General features: G+C 56.1%; 14 protein-coding genes. 6 read left to right on the top strand and 8 right to left on the bottom strand.

Annotated features, from left to right (window positions below; translation table 11 throughout):
* Position 1: 1 nt before the first annotated feature.
* From JTM80_RS07620 to JTM80_RS22985, 4 genes are all read right to left on the bottom strand, one after another.
* Positions 2 to 1,195: an ABC transporter ATP-binding protein gene (locus JTM80_RS07620; protein WP_172358624.1), complete on the bottom strand. Its 1,194-nt coding sequence runs from the start codon at positions 1,193 to 1,195 to the stop codon at positions 2 to 4.
* A gap of 463 nt (positions 1,196 to 1,658) precedes the next feature.
* Positions 1,659 to 2,906, bottom strand: a complete 1,248-nt coding sequence (locus tag JTM80_RS07615; protein WP_172358625.1) for a Zn-dependent hydrolase — start codon at positions 2,904 to 2,906, stop codon at positions 1,659 to 1,661.
* A 321-nt stretch (positions 2,907 to 3,227) separates the two neighbouring features.
* A complete protein-coding gene (locus JTM80_RS07610) occupies positions 3,228 to 3,998 on the bottom strand; it encodes a WecB/TagA/CpsF family glycosyltransferase (protein ID WP_205371310.1) in 771 nt (256 codons plus the stop codon).
* Between the two features lie 15 nt (positions 3,999 to 4,013).
* Positions 4,014 to 4,136, bottom strand: coding sequence for a hypothetical protein (locus tag JTM80_RS22985; RefSeq protein WP_255548892.1), 123 nt, complete (start codon positions 4,134 to 4,136; stop codon positions 4,014 to 4,016).
* Positions 4,137 to 4,175: 39 nt separating this feature from the next.
* On the opposite strand from JTM80_RS22985, the gene JTM80_RS07605 reads away from it, so the two are divergent.
* The 6 genes from JTM80_RS07605 (at position 4,176) to JTM80_RS07580 (ending at position 11,538) form a co-directional block, all read left to right on the top strand.
* Positions 4,176 to 4,715: a Tfp pilus assembly protein FimT/FimU gene (locus tag JTM80_RS07605; RefSeq protein ID WP_172358626.1), complete on the top strand. Its 540-nt coding sequence runs from the start codon at positions 4,176 to 4,178 to the stop codon at positions 4,713 to 4,715.
* 184 nt (positions 4,716 to 4,899) lie between these two features.
* The gene (locus tag JTM80_RS07600) at positions 4,900 to 5,814 is read left to right on the top strand and encodes a glycosyltransferase family 2 protein (RefSeq protein ID WP_172358627.1); all 915 of its coding nucleotides are present in this window, start codon (positions 4,900 to 4,902) and stop codon (positions 5,812 to 5,814) included.
* A 293-nt stretch (positions 5,815 to 6,107) separates the two neighbouring features.
* On the top strand, positions 6,108 to 6,938 hold the full coding sequence (locus tag JTM80_RS07595) for an ABC transporter permease (RefSeq protein WP_205370900.1): 831 nt from the start codon (positions 6,108 to 6,110) through the stop codon (positions 6,936 to 6,938).
* A 112-nt stretch (positions 6,939 to 7,050) separates the two neighbouring features.
* Positions 7,051 to 8,130, top strand: coding sequence for an ABC transporter ATP-binding protein (locus JTM80_RS07590; protein WP_172358628.1), 1,080 nt, complete (start codon positions 7,051 to 7,053; stop codon positions 8,128 to 8,130).
* Positions 8,131 to 8,567: 437 nt separating this feature from the next.
* The gene (locus JTM80_RS07585; RefSeq protein ID WP_205370898.1) at positions 8,568 to 10,940 is read left to right on the top strand and encodes a GAF domain-containing protein; all 2,373 of its coding nucleotides are present in this window, start codon (positions 8,568 to 8,570) and stop codon (positions 10,938 to 10,940) included.
* Positions 10,941 to 11,010: 70 nt separating this feature from the next.
* Positions 11,011 to 11,538 carry a PEP-CTERM sorting domain-containing protein gene (locus tag JTM80_RS07580; RefSeq protein WP_205370896.1) on the top strand — a complete coding sequence of 176 codons (528 nt, stop codon included), beginning with the start codon at positions 11,011 to 11,013 and terminating at the stop codon, positions 11,536 to 11,538.
* Between the two features lie 176 nt (positions 11,539 to 11,714).
* Here the strand turns inward: JTM80_RS07580 and JTM80_RS07575 are convergent, their stop codons facing one another.
* From JTM80_RS07575 to JTM80_RS07560, 4 genes are all read right to left on the bottom strand, one after another.
* Positions 11,715 to 13,088 carry a metallophosphoesterase family protein gene (locus JTM80_RS07575; RefSeq protein WP_172358631.1) on the bottom strand — a complete coding sequence of 458 codons (1,374 nt, stop codon included), beginning with the start codon at positions 13,086 to 13,088 and terminating at the stop codon, positions 11,715 to 11,717.
* Positions 13,089 to 13,238: 150 nt separating this feature from the next.
* Positions 13,239 to 14,333, bottom strand: coding sequence for a glycosyltransferase family 4 protein (locus JTM80_RS07570; protein ID WP_172358632.1), 1,095 nt, complete (start codon positions 14,331 to 14,333; stop codon positions 13,239 to 13,241).
* Positions 14,334 to 14,345: 12 nt separating this feature from the next.
* A complete protein-coding gene (locus tag JTM80_RS07565) occupies positions 14,346 to 15,776 on the bottom strand; it encodes an oligosaccharide flippase family protein (RefSeq protein ID WP_205370895.1) in 1,431 nt (476 codons plus the stop codon).
* Positions 15,777 to 15,922: 146 nt separating this feature from the next.
* Positions 15,923 to 16,915: a glycosyltransferase family 2 protein gene (locus tag JTM80_RS07560; RefSeq protein WP_172358633.1), complete on the bottom strand. Its 993-nt coding sequence runs from the start codon at positions 16,913 to 16,915 to the stop codon at positions 15,923 to 15,925.
* Positions 16,916 to 17,013 lie beyond the last annotated feature (98 nt).

Here is a 17,013-nt window from a genome sequence, read left to right as displayed (position 1 = left end):
GTTAATGCGACAAGAACACACAGTCATCAGCCAGCCAGCTTAGCGCCACGACTTGCCCTTCCTGGAGCGCTTGGCTCACCCAATCGGTGCTGCGGACTTTGTACAGCACCTCCTGTCCGGTTTTCTCTAGCGCCAGGGTGACGCGAGTGACATAGCCTGTGAATTCAATGGCTACAATTCGTGCCGTCACCTGATTCACCAGAGCGCGGGGCGACGTGTCCGCAGCCGACAGCGGCTCCACCTTCACCCGGTCTGCCCGCACCGAGCAAGCGGCCTCTGCGCCAACCTGGGCATAGTCGCCCCGGCAGAGGAGCGTTCCCAGCTTTGGCACCTCCATCTGCACCCGATAGCCCTCGGCATCTTGGTCGGCGCGGCAGACGGTTCCTTTGAAGATGTTGTTGTCGCCTGTGAATTTTGCAACGAACTGGGAAATTGGCTTGACGAAGATTTCCTGGGGCGTGCCTACCTGATCAATCCGCCCGTGATCCATGACCACGATCATGTCTGATAGGGAATAGGCTTCGTCCTGATTGTGCGTTACCTGGATGAAGGTCATGCCAAACTGCTTTTGCAGACGGCGCAGTTCGCCCCGCGTTTTTACCCGCAGGTTTTCATCGAGGGCGCTGAGGGGTTCGTCTAGCATTAGCACCTGGGGACGAGTGACGAGCGATCGCGCTAGGGCCACCCGCTGCTGCTGTCCACCGCTCAACTGGGCGGGTTTGCGGCTGGCAAACTGGCTCAGCCCGACGATTTCCAGGATTTCGCCGACGCGCTGGTCGCGTTCGGGCTTGGGAATATCGCGCATCCGCAGCCCAAACTCGACGTTTTGCCAGACCGTCTTGTGGGGGAACAGGGCGTAGTTTTGGAACATCATGGCGGTGCTGCGCTGGGCAGGCGGCAGGTCATTCACCCGCAGGTCGCCAATGTATACGTCGCCCTGAGTAATGTCCTCATGCCCTGCAATCATTCGCATCGTGGTGGTTTTGCCGCAGCCGCTCGGCCCCAGCAAACAGCAGTAGGAACCGGGCGGGATGTCGAGGGTAATATTTTCAACTGCCGTCACGGGGCCGTATTTTTTGGTGACCGAGCGGAGAGATACGCCTACGGTCGTGGATGGAATGTCATAGGGAATTGGTGCAACTCCGCCCCCATCGACGGTCGGCGAAGCTGACGCTGAGACAGATGAGTGAGTCATTAAAACATCCCCAAAAAGCCTTGAAAAAGCCTTGCAGCCTGGACGGCGGCGACGTGAGTCAGGTGATCCCCCGGATTCAGCAAGCGATTCTGAAAGGATTTATCTGAAAGGTTCTACGGGATTAAAGTCGCACTTGGCGGCTTTGCACTTGGCGGCCCTGTGGTTCAGATTTGCAATTCAGATGCCAGATGCCTTAATGCCGAAGGAATGTCATCTATCAAAAGGCTTTAAAGATCTACACGTTGTATCTGACGCTACATTCATAACCCTCCGCAAACCCTAGAGCTTTTAGGCGCAAGTCATGGAAAATTTTAGAAAAATGTCGATTCCTGGAATTTCATTGAATTTTCCGGTGGTTTGCGACTCTTTATCCCAATTGGGCCTGCAAAAATGGCCGCGAAAGACTTTCCACGGCCGCTGAACGGGTTCTACTAAGGCTCTCTATAGGCCTTTTTGAGGCCTTTTAGGCATAGATCGGGTCGAGCTTGATCAGCGTATGCAGCAGCACGTCCGCGCCCTGGGTGCATTGCTCTGGCGAGGTGTATTCCATGCCGGAGTGGCTGAGTCCCTCTTGGCTGGGCACGAAGATCATGCCCATGTCGGTAAAGCGGCCCATCTCCATTGCGTCGTGGCCGGCGCGGCTGGGCATGTAGAGGTAGCTCAGGTTAAGGTCTTGCGAGACGGCTTCAATCGCTGCCTGGACATTGAGAGAGGCCAGCGTCGGCTCCACCGTAAGGACGGGCGCGATGTCGATGCGGGTGTGGGTGGCGATCGCAATCTCGCACAGGGTCTGCTTCAGCTTCTCCAGCATTTGTTCTAGCACCACCTGCGACAGGTCGCGCATATCGACCGACAGTTCTACGGTTCCCGGCACAATGTTCATCGCGTTGGGGGCGACGGTGAGATAGCCGACAGTGGCGACGGGCTGGCTGGGCTGCTCTAGAGCGATCGCCTGCACCGACAGAATGACCTTTGCGGCGGCAATCAGCGCGTCTTGGCGCATGTCCATGGGGGTGGTGCCTGCATGGTTGGGCTGGCCATGAATCGTGATCAGATGCCGCTGCATCCCCACTACGCCCTGCACCACGCCAATCGCCTGGCCCTTGCGCTCCAGCACGCAGCCCTGCTCCACATGCAGTTCCACAAAGGCGGCAATGTCGGCGCGGGTGCGGCGGGCGCTGGGCAGTTGGCTCCAGTCGCCGCCAATTTTCTCTAGGCACGACTCAATCGGCTGGTCGATCTTGGGCAAATAGCGCTCTGGCTGATCTAGCAACACCGTCCCGGCGATCGCCTGCCCGCCGATCATGCTGCTCTCCTCATCGGTAAATACAATGACCTCAATGGGATGCCGCAGCCGCAGGCCGTTCTCCTTCAGCGTCCGCACGACTTCAATGCCGCCCAGCACGCCCAGCGCACCATCAAACGGGCCGCCAGAGGGCACGGTGTCGATGTGGGAACCCGTGGCCAGGGCGGGTGCGTTGGGGTCGGTGCCCTCGTAGCGGCCGATCAGGTTTCCGGCAGCGTCCGTCCGCACGGTCATACCAGCCTCGATCATCCACTGCTGCACCAGATAGCGGGCCTGCAAATCTTCTGGCGAGAAGGCCAGGCGGCAGATGTCGCCGTTGGGCTGCCGTCCGATTTTGGCCAGTCGATCAATGGACTGCATGAGGCGATCGCCATTGACTGCAAGCTGTTTAGAAAGAACTACCATTCCATCCCCCAAACATTGATTTTCTGTGATTTCAGCGTCAACACGGGTCACTGAGGCGAATTTCCATCCCAGGTTTGATCCTGTCGGTGGCGTTGCGTCCTGGAAGATCGGCGAATCAGCACACCCCCCAAGTTATCCAGCATAAATCGGTTCTCATATGCATACTGTATACAAAGATGCGGAAATCGCAAACTCTTGGAGTCGCGGGTTATTGCCGCCATCACTAAAAGGCGCTAAGAGGCAACTGTTCAGAGGTAGCAGTGATCCGGCAGTGAACCTGCAACAAACCCGCAGCGCTCTGCCGATTTCCCCCTTTCCCCGTCACCCTCTATACACCACTGCCCGCCATGCAAACTGCGGCAGCGCCAGCATTCGTCGCCAGCGCCACGGTTCTTGATAGAGTCGATAGACCCACTCTAGGTTGTTGTTGCGGAGCCAGCCCGGGGCGCGGGTTTTGGTGCCCGACCAGATATCGAAGCTGCCGCCCACGCCGATCCAAATTGCATTGGGGCAAACATGGCGGTGTTGGGCAATCCAAAATTCTTGTCGAGGAACCCCCAACCCCACCAAAATTAGGCGCGGCTGGAGTTCTCGGAGCCGTTCCAGCAGCGGGGCTTGCTCTTCGGGCGGGAGGTAGCCGTGCTGCACCCCGGCGATCGCCAGTCCTGGCACGTTTTCTTGCCACACCCGCGCCGCTTCATCTGCGACCCCAGGCGCACCGCCAAAGAAAAATAGCGAGTAGGGCGCGCCGGGCAAGGCTGGGTCGGCAGACGCTCGAATCACGCACTCCGATAGCTCAATGCCCGGACAGCGGTTGACGCGATATCCCCGCAAGCGCAGATACAGCACCACGCCTGCACCATCGGGAATCACCAATTCTGCTTGCCGGATTACTGCTGCCAGCGCGTCGTTTTGCTCTGCCTGCATGGCCATTTCGGCATTTAGCGTGACCACATGCACGCCGCGATTGCCCTGTGCGAGTTGCGCCAGCAGCCAGTCGCCATAGTCCGGCAGCAGGTGAATCGGCAGCCCCAGCACGTCTGCCATTGCAGGTTGCAGATTGTCTGGCAGCGCGTCGATTACGTCAGGCATGTTGAGCATGTTTCCTCAAAACCACCGCTGATTATTATGCCCCAACGGGTCGGCCCTGATGGTTTTCTCCTGGGAGGGCGCATCAGAGGGAATGTGTCGATAGGCGATCGCCACCGTAGGGAATTTTATTTTAAGCACAGGTTGGCTGGTGCATCTCTCACACTCTGATAAATCTCTATGAAAGCTTTAACTCGTTTTGGGGCAGAGTCTTTGCCCCTCCGGTTCGAGCGCGACGTGGCGATGGGGTTTACGCTGATCGAGAAAATTGCGGTCGTGGCGATCGTTGCGGTTCTGATGGCGATCGCCGCCCCTAGCTGGATTACTTTCTTTAGCGCCCGCAGTCTCAACGCAGCCCAGGATGAAATCTTTCAAACCATGCGGCTGGCCCAGTTTCGGGCAGAGCAGACCCGTTCCACCTGGCAGGTCAGCCTGCGGACAGACTCCTACGGCTTTGTGCAAGTTGCTGCCCATCCGATCAACACCCCCATTGAACAGATTTTGTGGCGCGACCTCGACCCCAGTATTCAGCTTCATCCCACAGAAATGACGCTGTATCAAACGGGTGGGTTGTATCGCGTTCAGTTTAATCATCAGGGTCGAGTCCTTGGGCAATTGGGGCGGGTGACGCTGATCCGGCAGAACAACCTCCAGATGAAACGATGCGTTACGGTATCTACATTGATCGGAGTCGTTCGCAAAGGTTGCCCCCAGCCATAGTCGGGCGCATGGCTAGATGCAGGGTTAAACGCAGACAGGGCCTACGCACTTGCGATCAGTTTTCTAGGTTTTGGATGATTTCTCGCGGGCTGCGCCCGCGAGAAATCATCCAACTGCGTCAGTCCTCGCAGAATTGAACGAAACCTGTCTTGGAGCCTTGGAACGTGCTTTTGAGGTTTGCCAAATGTCGCCGCGTATTTCTGCCATTATCTGTACGCATAATCGGGCTGGTTATTTGGCTGGGGCGATCGCCAGTCTGCTGCGTCAGGAGTTCAGAGAACCCTACGAGGTTTTGGTGGTAGACAACGCCTCCACCGATGACACGCGGACTATAGTGGAGCCGTTTTTGCAGGATTCTCGGCTGCGCTATGTGCCAGAGCCGACGCTGGGGCTATCCGTCGCCCGCAACACTGGAGCCACCCACGCCGCCGCGCCCCTGCTGGCCTATTTGGATGACGATGCGATCGCCTCTCCACAATGGCTGCGAGTGCTGTCCGAAGCGTTTCAGGCAGACGAGAACCTGGCGATCGCAGGCGGGCGCGTCTTGCTGGATTGGGAAGGGCGGCTGCCCCCCCGCTGGCTTTCGGCAAACCTGGCCAGCAGCCTCGGCGCATACGACCTGGGCAATGCGCCAGTCAAGATTCAGCAGCCGGGGCAAACGCCACGCGGCGTGAACTATGCCCTCCGGCGCGACTTTTGGGAATCAGTCGGCGGCTTTTCGGAGCAGCTTGGGCGCGTGGGCAACACGCTCCTATCCAACGAAGAACTGCACCTGACAGAACTGGCGCTGCGTCAGGGCAGAACGGTTCAATACTTGCCCGATGCCGAAGTTACTCACCGGGTCGCGCCCGAACGCCGCCACCAGGGGTGGTTTCTGGAACGAAGCTGGTGGCAGGGCGTGAGCGAATATCAGCGGGAACGCCTGACCGGAAAAGCCGGACTGGGGCAGGTGCGGCGGGGGGGCGATCGCCTCCTGCGGGGACTATACCACTCGCTGCGATACGGCAATGACCCCGCCCTGCGGTTCGATAATTTGGTCTACGCTTACGGACAACTGAGCTATCTGGGGCTAGCACTCCGACACTTAGTCTGGCGCTAGTAATCCGTCGCTAATAGTCCGGCGCTAGTAACACAGTGCCAAGCGCCAACAATAATAATAATGACGTAGCTGTAGTCATACAGCCTTATGAATAGGGCGCTAAGGTTAGCACAGGGCTAATCTCATTCCCGCAAACCGCGCTACAGGTGAAAACGCTGCACGCCTCACAGAGACTCGACCCGTAATCCAAAATCGCCAATCTAAAATTGCCAATCCAAAATCCAAAATCAATATAAGTTTGGTATGGCGCGAATGGTGATGGCACTCACGTTATAGCACTTGACGACCCGTTGATGGATACTGGAGCAATGGATACCGGGGCGATAGATACCGGGGCGATCGCCCCCCGCCAAACGCAGCGCCGCCCTTGGGCCTTGGGGCTGTGGGCAATGCTAGTGTTTGGCTTTTTGTACTTGCCCATCGGCGTGCTGGTGCTGATGAGCTTCAACAACTCGCGCATCCTATCGCTGCCGTTTCAGGGCTTTACCCTGCGCTGGTATCGCATGGCCCTGGAAGATGCAGCGATGCGCGTGGCGCTGGGCAACTCGATTCGGGTGGCGGCGGTGGCGACGGTGCTGGCATCTATCTTTGCGCTGCTGGCGGCCTTTGCCATCTATCGCTACCAGTTTTGGGGCAAAAACGCCTTTCGCATCGCGCTGAATCTGCCCATCTTGCTGCCGGGAATCGTGACGGGTGTGGCAATGCTGGCCTATTTCTCGGATCTCGGCCTGCCGCTGTCGCTGTGGACCGTGATTTTGGGACATGCCATCTTTGGGCTGCCTGTAGCGTTGGGGCCGATGCTAACGCGCCTGGGCCAGTTTCCCCGCAGCCTGGAAGAAGCCGCCTACGACCTGGGAGCCACGCCCGTTCAGGTGTTTCGAGACGTGCTATTTCCCTACCTTCGCAGCGCTGTGGTTGCCGGAGCCTTGCTCGCCTTCACGCTATCCTTTGATGAAGTCGTCGTCACCATTTTCCTCACCGGCCGCGACAACACCCTGCCGATGGAGATTTGGGGTCGCCTCCGCACCAACATCACGCCAGAAATTGCGGCGATCGCCACACTGATCCTCACGGTGAGTACCGTCCTGGTGCTGCTGAGTCAACAAGCGCAGCGGGACGGGTGATGGCGTGAAGCAGCCGTCTATCTCCCCAGCAACCCTGATCCCCAGCAACCCTGATCCCCAGCAGCCCGTTCCCTTTCCAACTCTTCAACTCCTCCATGCCTAACCCCTCTCCATGCCTTCCCAACCCATTGTGTCTCTCGATCGCGTCAGCAAAATCTACGGCAGTGGACAAAAGGAAGTCTACGCGGTGAAAGACGTGACGCTGGCGGTGCAGCCGGGGGAGTTTTTTTCGCTGCTGGGGTCGAGCGGGTCGGGCAAAACGACAACGCTGCGGCTGATTGGCGGGTTCGAGATTCCGGAGTATGGGCAGGTTTGCCTCGGTGGCGAGGACGTGACCACCCTGCCGCCCTACCGACGGGCCGTGCATACGGTGTTTCAGAGCTATGCGCTGTTTCCCCACATGACGGTGGCGGAGAATATTGCCTATCCGCTGCAAATTGCAAGCGTGGCGCGGGCGGAGGCAGAACCGCGAGTGGCAGAGGCGATGCGGATGTTTCGGATTGAGGGGCTGGGCGATCGCCGTCCGTCGCAGCTTTCGGGCGGGCAACAGCAGCGGGTGGCGCTGGCGCGGGCGCTGATTAGCCGGCCCAAGGTGCTGCTGCTAGATGAGCCGCTGTCGGCGCTGGATGCCAAGATCCGAGAGGAGGTGCGGCAAGAACTGCGGGAGCTTCAGCGCGAGACGGGGCTGACGTTTATCTACGTGACGCATGACCAGGAAGAGGCGCTGGCCCTGAGCGATCGCATCGCCGTGATGCACAGCGGCCAGGTGCAGCAGTTGGGCAGCCCAAAGGACATTTACAATCGACCCGCCTCGCATTTTGTGGCGCAGTTCATTGGCAAGGCAAATTTTCTGCAAGGCATGGTGCAGGCGATCGAGGGCGACCAAGCGGCGATCGCCCTCAATGGCTTTCCGCTTCGAGCGCTGGTCACCGGAACCGGGCTGACCGTGGGCGATGCGGCGACTATCATGCTGCGGCCAGAGCGGGTGCGACTGGTGGCGACGGATGCACCGGGGGCGATCGCCGCGACGATTCGCCAGGTCACCTACATCGGCCAGGTCTGGGAATGCAGGCTAGACACGCCGCTGGGGCCCCTGATGGCGACGCAGCTTGGAGGACAAGTCGCCCCGGCTGAGGGCGATGCCTGTGGGGTGGTTTGGGAAGAGGGCGCGTGCATTGTGCTGCCACATTAGCAGGGGCGATCGCTAGGGCGATCCAGAGCGACACTACTTAGCCTGTTTAGATCTATTTAGATCAGGCGCTTAATAGGATTGAGACACACAGACGCACCCCATAGACACTTCCTCTCCTGAGATAGGATTGGAAACACAAACTCTATCCAACTTTATAAGCTTTAGGCTCTATCAGCCATAGACTCCATCAGTCTTAATCTATATAGACTCTACAAGCTTTACGAAGAGGACTTCATGCCAGACATGTCCAGAATTTTCAGGGCTACAGCATTTTTTACTTTATTCTTCCAAAAAGTTACTAATCTTTAAAAAGTTACTAAAAGTATTGACCTTCTCGGCGAGGGTAACGTTTTCGGGCTTTTTGGGATCTTTTCGAATTCATTAAAGCAAGCCTGCTCCTGAGGGGTTCTGGCTGCAAGATGGTTGTTAACGCGCTTATGCCATTTGATGTTCAGCCCTTTTGGGCCCTGTTTGATGAGTCTCTAGACGGGGTTGTGGCGATTGATGCCACGGGCTGTGTCGTGGGCTGCAATGCATCGGCTTGCGGGCTGTTGGGGCGATCGCGCGAGATGTTGGTCGGGCAACCTGCTGCAAACGTGCTGCCTGCCTCTCTATGCCTCGATTTGCAGCGGAGTCAAGCGTCCCGACAGGCTTCGACGGAACCGCTCCAGGGCAAGCTGGATCTGTTTGCCGAAGACGGCACCGCTCGACAGGTGGCCTACGGAATCGCAAGTCATGCGCTGCCCGACCTAAGCTTGGTCACACTGCGCGAAGTCGGTCACGCCGGGGCGAATTTTCCTGAAAACTGCCAGCAGATAGAGGAACTGCTGCGCCAGCAAGCCCAGCGCGAACGCGTCCTGCGGGACATTACTCAGCGCATCCGCCAATCGCTGAGTGTGGAAACGATCTTGTCTACGGCCGTAGAGGAGGTGCGGCGGGTGCTACGGGTTGATCGAGCGCTGATCTTTCGGCTGATCAGCGCTGAAGCGGGCGTAGTGATCCAGGAATCGGTAAATCCGGCCTATCCGCCGACCCTAGAGATGAAGCTGGAAGATCGGTGCTTTGGGGGCAGTTGTCGTGCCTTTTATCAGCAGCACAAGACGCGGTTGGTTCCCGATGTGTATCAGGATGCCTGGGCTGGGTGTCTGGCGGACTATATGCAGCAGTTTCGCGTCAAGTCCAAAATGGTGGCGGCGATTTTGCAGCGCCGCTCTCTCCAGTCCCCAGATCAGACAACCAATGGTGGAAATGCGGCTGAGGGTGTTGGCGATGCAGGCAATGTTCCAGAGATGCCCATGCTCTGGGGGCTGCTGATTGTGCATAGCTGCGAGACGCATCGCCAGTGGCAGACCAGCGAGGCAGATCTGCTCCAGCATATTGCTGATCAGTTGGCGATCGCCCTCCAGCAGGCAGAACTTTATAACCAGGTGCGGCAGCTAAACCTGAACCTGGAAGACAAGGTGCAGCAGCGCACGGCAGAACTGGAGCGATCGCTCAACTATGAAGCCATGCTGCGCCGCATTAGCGATCGCCTGCGCGACAGCCTCGACGAGCATCAGATTTTGCAAACGGCGGTGCAAGAACTTGCCGAGCAACTTCATCTGTCTAGCTGTGAAGTCGGCTTCTTTAGTGATGATGATAAAACCTATCAGATCGCCTACGAGTTTCCGATTCATTTGCCCCCGGTTCGAGGTCTAGAGTTTCGCTGCGAAGACCATCACGACCTACAGGCTTGCATCGATGCCCAATCCTATACCCATATCTGCGGCCAGCACCCGCTGGCGGACTGGGTCGGCCTGTTTCGCTGCCCCATTGCCGATGAGCAGGGCAACCTGGGCATTTTGACGCTGGTGTGTCCGGCGGAGCGTGTGTTTACGGAGCAAGACATCCGTCTGGCAGAACAGGTCGCCATTCAGTGTGCGATCGCCATTCGTCAGGCCCGTCTGTTTCAGGCTGCCCAAGCTCAGGTCGCCGAGCTAGAACGCCTCAACCAGCTTAAGGACGACTTTCTCAATACGGTGTCTCATGAGCTGCGAACGCCCTTGTCGAATATCTCGATGGCGACGCAGATGCTCGAAATCACCTTGCGCGACATGACCAACAGCGTGACCGAGCCGCTAGCCGTGCAACTGCTCCAACACGCCGCCCCCTTTGTGCAAATTCTGAAAGAAGAAAGCCTCCGGGAGACTAGTTTAATTAACGATCTGCTTGAACTGGCCCGCGTAGACTCAGAAACGGAGCCGCTTCTGTGGACGACGGTAAACCTGCGGGATATTCTGCCTCACATTGCGGAGCCATTTCTGCAATATGTCCACAACCAGCAGCAACACCTGGAAATTCAGGTTCCAAACGACCTGAAGCCATTGACCACCGACCTCAGCTACCTAGAGCGCATTCTTTCGGAACTGCTGCACAATGCCTGCAAGTACACGCCTGCGGGCGGCGAGATTCAAGTCCGCATCGAACAGGATATTGAGGATATTAAAGCTGAACAGACTGGGGGCGGGGCTGAAGCGATATCGGTTCCCAGGCAACTGCGGATTTGCGTGACGAATACGGGGGTAGAAATTCCTGCCGAGGAGCGCGATCGCATCTTTGAAAAGTTCTATCGCATTCCCAACAACGACCCCTGGAAATATGGCGGCACGGGGCTGGGCCTGGCGCTGGCTCGAAAACTGGCTGTTCTCATCGGCGGACAGTTGTCGGTCAAGAGCGCCTCGGGGCAGACGACTTTTGTGCTAGCGTTACCGCTGGCTGGGCAGCCCCACGATGTCATCACCGCTATCCGCGACACCCACGCCAACGCATAAACGCTGATTGACACTGCCTTTGGGGTGGACGAAAACACAGCGCTGGTGGTGACAGACACCGACATGGAGGATGTCAATTGCACTGGGTCAGAATGGCGTGTTCATTGCTAACCTGACTGGCGCGGAGCCGGATGAGAAGAGCGGCAACTGGACGATTTCTGGCGTAAAAGCCACCTACCTAACTGAAGGCGACACCTACGACCCGCTGATGAAAACGGCAACCTTTGGCGGCAAAACCTCGCTCAAGGGCAGCGAGGTTCCGGGCGAAATTCCCAACACGGAAAACGCCTTTAGCTATTTTGACGACGATCTGGGCAACTGGACCAACCAGCGAGCCTTTACCAACACGGCGATCGCCCTGTTTGGCAGCACCATGGCCACGGGCACCAGCCTAGAATCCGACCCGACCTACGGCGTTGCCCTAACCAAGGGGCTGGGAGCGGAGGGCTTCTCTGGAGTCGATGGACTGGGGCAGACTCGCGTGTCCTTTAAGGATCTGGACGTGGCGATCGCCCCTACTCCTGAACCCTCCAGCCTGCTGGGGCTGGTCGGCGCAGGCGTGTTGGGGGTTGGCCTGCGCCGCAAGCGACAGCAATAGACCTCGCGAATCCAGCGCCAACAGTGTAGACAGCTAAAACAGAGTTAAGTAGGTGGACATTAATAAACATAAAACCCAAAGACCCTGCGCCGCCCGCTGCGCGGGCGGCGCAGGGTTCAGGATCTGTTTTTTAATCTGGTCTATCTACTTAGATAGCTAAATAGACCGCTAAACCATCACGCGCCACAGCGCCCCGTCGTGTACTCAAACGCATCCAGCACCACGGGCGGCTTTCCATCGCCTTTCAAGCCGTAAGTCTTGACCTGCAATCGCTGATCCGGCGTAAAGTGAAGCTGCGTAAACACATGCATCGTGTTGTTGCGGTAGGCAGTCCAGGGGGGCGCAGTGTCGCTTTGAAAGATTGAAAACGAACCGCTCTTGTTGCTCTCTTTGCCTCCAGGACTGACCTTTAGCCAAGTCACGCCATCTTCCAGGGTGTAGCAAGATTTGGAAGTAGAGGTTGCGGTGATGGACTGGGGCACATTGACCAGCGGGTAGGTTCGCTCATAGGCCTGGTCATGGGAAGAGACAATCAGCTTCACGCCGTACTTTTCCAGCAGTGGCCCAAGCTGCGCCCGCAGCGCCAGGTTGGATGGGTGGCTCTTGCCCTCGGCAAAGGCCGACACATGGGTAAACGGAATAATCCACCGTTTGCCCGCGGCTTGCGCGGCCTGAATGTCTTCCTCCAGCCACTTCAGGGTTCCGTTGGAAACGCCCTGCTCCTCAAAAATCGTGAACAGAGAGATAAAGTGGACGTTGCCCACATCAAAAGAGTAGTTGAGGTTGTGGTCAAACCCAGCGGGCGTGGGAAAGCGCTGCGACCAAAGATCGACGCTTTCCTGCAACATGGCTTCGTGATTGCCATAGGTTGGCATCAGCGCTGCTTTGCTGGCCACAGGCATCATTTGGTTAAACCAGGCATCGATCGCCCGATCGAGCGGCCGATAGCGTTTGTCGCCATCGTAGTAGGCGTAATCACCGCCACCCAGCACAAGCAAAGGATTCAGCTTGGCAATTTCGTCGATAATCTGCTGGGTTCCGGTCGAGAGTCCGTCTTTGCGCCCCACCAGCCCCGTGTCGGCAACGTATACTACGTCAAACTCACTTGCGCCCCCCGCTGGAGCGGTTCGGAACGTGTAGGGGTCGCTCCAGACTGACCAGTAGTCACCTTTCACTCGGTATTCGTATTCGGTGTTGGGGGAAAGGTCTTCAAGGGTAACTTCGTGCAACGTGCCCCCTGTGCCAGAAGGACGGTGGACTCCTACCCACTCTTGCCATGCCTCAGTGCCCTTTGGACGATATTGCACGTAGGAGGGGGTGTAGCCCCGGTAGGTGCGCCAAACGATGGTCATGGTCGTCGCTGGATCTTTAATCCAAGCGAGATGCACCTGATCAGGTGGGCGACGGCGGTGTGCTTTGTAGGCAGAGTAGGCAACCGTTGCGCTGAAGAAGAGAAACAGCAGCGCCAGCCCCAGCGCAATGAGCCATTTGGGAAGGGACTTGCTGACAAACCGCCAGCGTGGAACCGATGGAGTTCGATGACGAGCCATGATGGTTTCGGTAGAGAGATTTTACAAGGGTTTGCAGAATCCAGAGCTTTCGCAATTGGGAGAAAAACGACCCGATAGCGTGTGTGAGGTCAGTCTCTAGAAAAGCACTGAGAACACTAGTTTCGGGGCTGTTGAGTGTAGTCTATTGGTCTATCGTTTTGCGGCGATCGCCCGTTGATAGATTTCCACGGTGCTTGCCGCAATATTGGACCAGTTCAGGTCAGCCTGGCAGCGGGCCAGACCGGCGGTGGCAAAGCGCTCTTGTAATGCGCGATCGCCCAACAGGCGAATAATTGCGTCTGCTAGGGCGCGGCTGTCTCCGGGGGGAACCAGCAGCCCGTCTTGCCCCTGGTTGACCATTTCTGCCAGCCCGCCAATATTAGAGGCGATCACAGGGGTTCCCATCGCAAACGCCACAGCCGCCACGCCACTTTGGGAAGACTCGACATAGGGCAAAACCGCCACAGTGCTGCGCTGAAATAGCCCTGCCACCGCCTTGAGGGGAATAAACTCGTTCAAAATTTCAAACTGGCGGGGGTCCGGTTCCCCAGAAAAATACTGGCTCAGGTTTTCCCCCCGCCCCGCAACAATCAGCCGCACATCGGGGAAACGCTCTGCCACCAGCGGCATGGCTTCCACCAGATACTTCAAGCCCTTATAAGGCCAGATGCGACCAAAAAACAGCAGGGTGTAGGGTTCGCGCGGCAGATGCACGCCATCCGCCCATTTTTGGAAAAAGCTGCCAATCTCGCCGTGGGGCAATACCGAGATGCGATCGCCCGGCACTCGAAACTGGTTCACCAAGGCTTCTTTGAGCGGATTGGCATGGACGATCAGCGCCTGCGACTTGTAGAACGCGATGCGGCGGGTATGTTCAGACCCCCACACATTGTCGCGATCGCCCGGATGTCGAAACACATCGTGAATCGTGGTCACCAGCGGCGGCATCGAGTTGAAGAACAGCGTCAGGTCATACCAAAAGTCGTTTGTCTCCTGCACATGCAGCACATCGGGTTGAGCCTCCCGAATCAGCCGCATCATCTCCGCCATTGCAAACACATTGCGCGGATTGCGAATCCGAGGCTTGGCAAACGTCCGCACCTTGACGCGCGGATCGAGCGCTTTTCGACAGTCCGCAGAAATCTTTTCTGGATGAATCAACGTTAAATCAACATAATTCGCCAATCCATTGGCCAGCCCAACGGTATATTCCGTAAAACAAAAGTGTAATAGAACAACCTTCATCAGTGACCCTGCCTATTTCTGCAACAGCTTTGTGTAAACTACTCTGACTCCACCCGCCTGAAACGTCACCATCGCACCCACAAGCAAAAGATAAACCACAGTTGAAATAGTGGTAATCTTCAAAATTTCTTGAACATGGCTTTCGAGAACCCAAAATACTAGCGTCATCAGCGCTGTAATCAAAAGGGGACGCTTGAGGGACTTCCAAAATCGAACTGAGAATAAGTTAAACGAAACGCCATAGACATACTGTCCAAGACTGATGAATCGCATGAGCAAAACGCAAACTGCCGCCCCCATTAGTTGAAACTGGGAAATCAAAATAATGCCCGTGATACCTGTTAGCGTGGTGGTTACCATCACCTCGCGCATATTGATATGTTCGAGGCGATTGGCAACCAGAAGATAGCTCAGAGGGCGAATATATGAAGATGCAATCAGCCCCAGCGAAACAATAGCTAGGGGAACTGCAGCATTTCCAAAATCAGGTCTGTGATAAACCAGGTTTAGCAACTCTTTGCCAAAAAAGATCAGCGCCGTGACCAAGGGCAAAGACACCATCAGCAGCATCTCCATGCTCATTTCAGCAAGCTGTCGCTGCTTGTGTTGCCCAAGATCCACCGCCTTTGATATGCTCGGAAAAACGCCGACCGTGAGGCTAGTCGATAAAATATCGAAGGGCTGCATTAATTGCATAATGGCCCCGTAAAGACCAACGATAACCTCTCCGCCTAGCACCGAAAGAATCAGGATTTGCATCCGAGCGTTGATCACTGAAACGCCTTCAATTGCAACAAACGTCCGCACCGACTGCACCGATTGTCGGATAAATGCTCGATCAATCTTCCAGCAGGGCATGACCGATCTCAGCAACAACCCCCACTGAAAAAATAAGATGAGTATTTCCGAGAAAAACATCACCAAGCTCAGCCCAACAACCCCGTACCCTGCCTGCATTGCCCAAATCATCACGGGCAGCCGCAAAATGTAAACCGGAACCGTAGTAGCAGTAATCAGATACATCTTCTCTTTGGACTGGAAGATAGCCTCTGATATGTTTGACAAAGAGAATGGGAAAATGGTTAGCCCCATGACGTAACACACCAGCGTTGTGTTGTCTTGATAGGGCAGGAAATACACAATAAGCACCAAAACCGCGTAGGCAATGGTGCTGAATAAAAGTTGCAGGAGCGTGCCGCTAACTAGGTAGGTAGACGTTTGTTCTGGATGGCGGGAAAGCTCTCGCGTGAATAAAACTTTGACCCCCTGCGAGGCGAGGCTCATGAAGATAAAATAATATCCAAAAGCAAGGAGGTATTGACCCAGCTCGTATGCACCTAATAAACGGGCAATGAAAGCGCTGAGCGCGAACGTTGTAATACTTTGAGTTAGGCGCGTGACGAAAATGGAGAATGAATTCCCAAGCAGTCGCTTTCCCATCATCAAGAGCGATCCTCTTTTGGATATATCGAAATTGAATCTTTGCTGCGATCGCCCTTCCAATCTCCCTACTGAGATTCCTTAGATAGAAGGCTTTGGCCAGGATCGCGATTGGCTGAGTGATTGAAACTATTGAGAATTATTGAGAACTATTGATTGGATAAGCGAGTTTCGTAGGCCAGCGTATTTTTTTGGAAATAGTAGCGCCAGCGTCTTTGCAGAATGTTGCTAATCTGCCCTGCAAAATGCACAAAGAAATAGGGATTTTGCACTGCGGCAAGCAAGGCTTTGAAATACTGCTGTTGCTTCAGTGGTTCAACGACCCGATAGTAGGCTCGGTTGCGCTTGAAGACAGCAAGATTGTGAGAGAGCGATCGCACAAGACGAGGATTACTCCTGACCTGCTCCTTTTGCAAGAAGCTTTGTGCTGCGCGGCAGTAGCCGTCTAGTCGAGCAATTTTGCTCTGCTTGACCAAGGAGTTGGGGCGGAAGCGGTAATAGTAATATGGCTCTGGCACGAGAAAATAGCGTGCGCCATTGATCAGGCAGTTCATATACAGCCAGAAGTCTTGCCCAAGGCGCAGCGAGAGGTCATACTCAATGCCGTGTTTAATCAAGAACTGACGGCGCATGAGTGGCTTGCTCAAGCCTAGATGTAGCCCCTGCTGTCCGTAGACATCGGTTTCCACAAAGAAAACTGGATCAACTCGGCGGATGTCTGTAATTGTGTGTCCGCTTCCTTGAATTAGCGTGCTTAAAGGGGTGTCACTGCCATCCTGCACATAGTAAAGATCGTCGGCTACCATATCTGCCTGCTCTGCTTGGGCAACCTGGAGAAGACGTTCTAGGCGCTCCGGGGCGTACCAATCATCAGAGTCTAGCACGGCGATCCAGTTGCCTCGGGCTTCTCGCAAAGCGCGATTGCGAGCGCCCGCTGCCCCCATATTTCGGTCATTCACAAAGACCCGAACCCGCTCATCTTGAAAGCGTCTGGCGACCTCTGCTGTGCTATCGGTCGAGGCATCGTCTACTACGAGAACCTCGATGTTGTGCAAGGTTTGGTCGAGGGCTGAGGCGATCGCCCGTGCGATATACGCCTCAGTGTTGTAAGCAGGGATGATAACAGAGACTTCGGGATTCATAGGAAGCACTGGGGTAGATCTGCAAAATCGATTGCTTATGAGGCAGAACGGGCTGCAAGTGCGACGATATCGCCTCCACAGCCCGCGCCTCGATTCAT

Origin of the sequence: Thermoleptolyngbya sp. PKUAC-SCTB121 (assembly GCF_016919485.1) — a bacterium.
Classification (GTDB): domain Bacteria; phylum Cyanobacteriota; class Cyanobacteriia; order Elainellales; family Elainellaceae; genus Thermoleptolyngbya; species Thermoleptolyngbya sichuanensis.
This window is presented reverse-complemented; position numbering and strand designations above follow the sequence as displayed.

What these genes read in the sequence shown, in the direction of transcription:
- JTM80_RS07615 (WP_172358625.1), bottom strand. Translation starts at nt 2,906, where the DNA reads ATGGTAGTTCTTTCTAAACAGCTTGCAGTCAATGGCGATCGCCTCATG.
- JTM80_RS07600 (WP_172358627.1), top strand. Translation starts at nt 4,900, where the DNA reads ATGTCGCCGCGTATTTCTGCCATTATCTGTACGCATAATCGGGCTGGT.
- JTM80_RS07595 (WP_205370900.1), top strand. Translation starts at nt 6,108, where the DNA reads ATGGATACTGGAGCAATGGATACCGGGGCGATAGATACCGGGGCGATC.
- JTM80_RS07575 (WP_172358631.1), bottom strand. Translation starts at nt 13,088, where the DNA reads ATGGCTCGTCATCGAACTCCATCGGTTCCACGCTGGCGGTTTGTCAGC.
- JTM80_RS07590 (WP_172358628.1), top strand. Translation starts at nt 7,051, where the DNA reads ATGCCTTCCCAACCCATTGTGTCTCTCGATCGCGTCAGCAAAATCTAC.
- JTM80_RS07610 (WP_205371310.1), bottom strand. Translation starts at nt 3,998, where the DNA reads ATGCCTGACGTAATCGACGCGCTGCCAGACAATCTGCAACCTGCAATG.
- JTM80_RS07580 (WP_205370896.1), top strand. Translation starts at nt 11,011, where the DNA reads ATGTCAATTGCACTGGGTCAGAATGGCGTGTTCATTGCTAACCTGACT.
- JTM80_RS07570 (WP_172358632.1), bottom strand. Translation starts at nt 14,333, where the DNA reads ATGAAGGTTGTTCTATTACACTTTTGTTTTACGGAATATACCGTTGGG.
- JTM80_RS07565 (WP_205370895.1), bottom strand. Translation starts at nt 15,776, where the DNA reads ATGATGGGAAAGCGACTGCTTGGGAATTCATTCTCCATTTTCGTCACG.
- JTM80_RS07605 (WP_172358626.1), top strand. Translation starts at nt 4,176, where the DNA reads ATGAAAGCTTTAACTCGTTTTGGGGCAGAGTCTTTGCCCCTCCGGTTC.
- JTM80_RS07585 (WP_205370898.1), top strand. Translation starts at nt 8,568, where the DNA reads ATGCCATTTGATGTTCAGCCCTTTTGGGCCCTGTTTGATGAGTCTCTA.
- JTM80_RS07620 (WP_172358624.1), bottom strand. Translation starts at nt 1,195, where the DNA reads ATGACTCACTCATCTGTCTCAGCGTCAGCTTCGCCGACCGTCGATGGG.
- JTM80_RS07560 (WP_172358633.1), bottom strand. Translation starts at nt 16,915, where the DNA reads ATGAATCCCGAAGTCTCTGTTATCATCCCTGCTTACAACACTGAGGCG.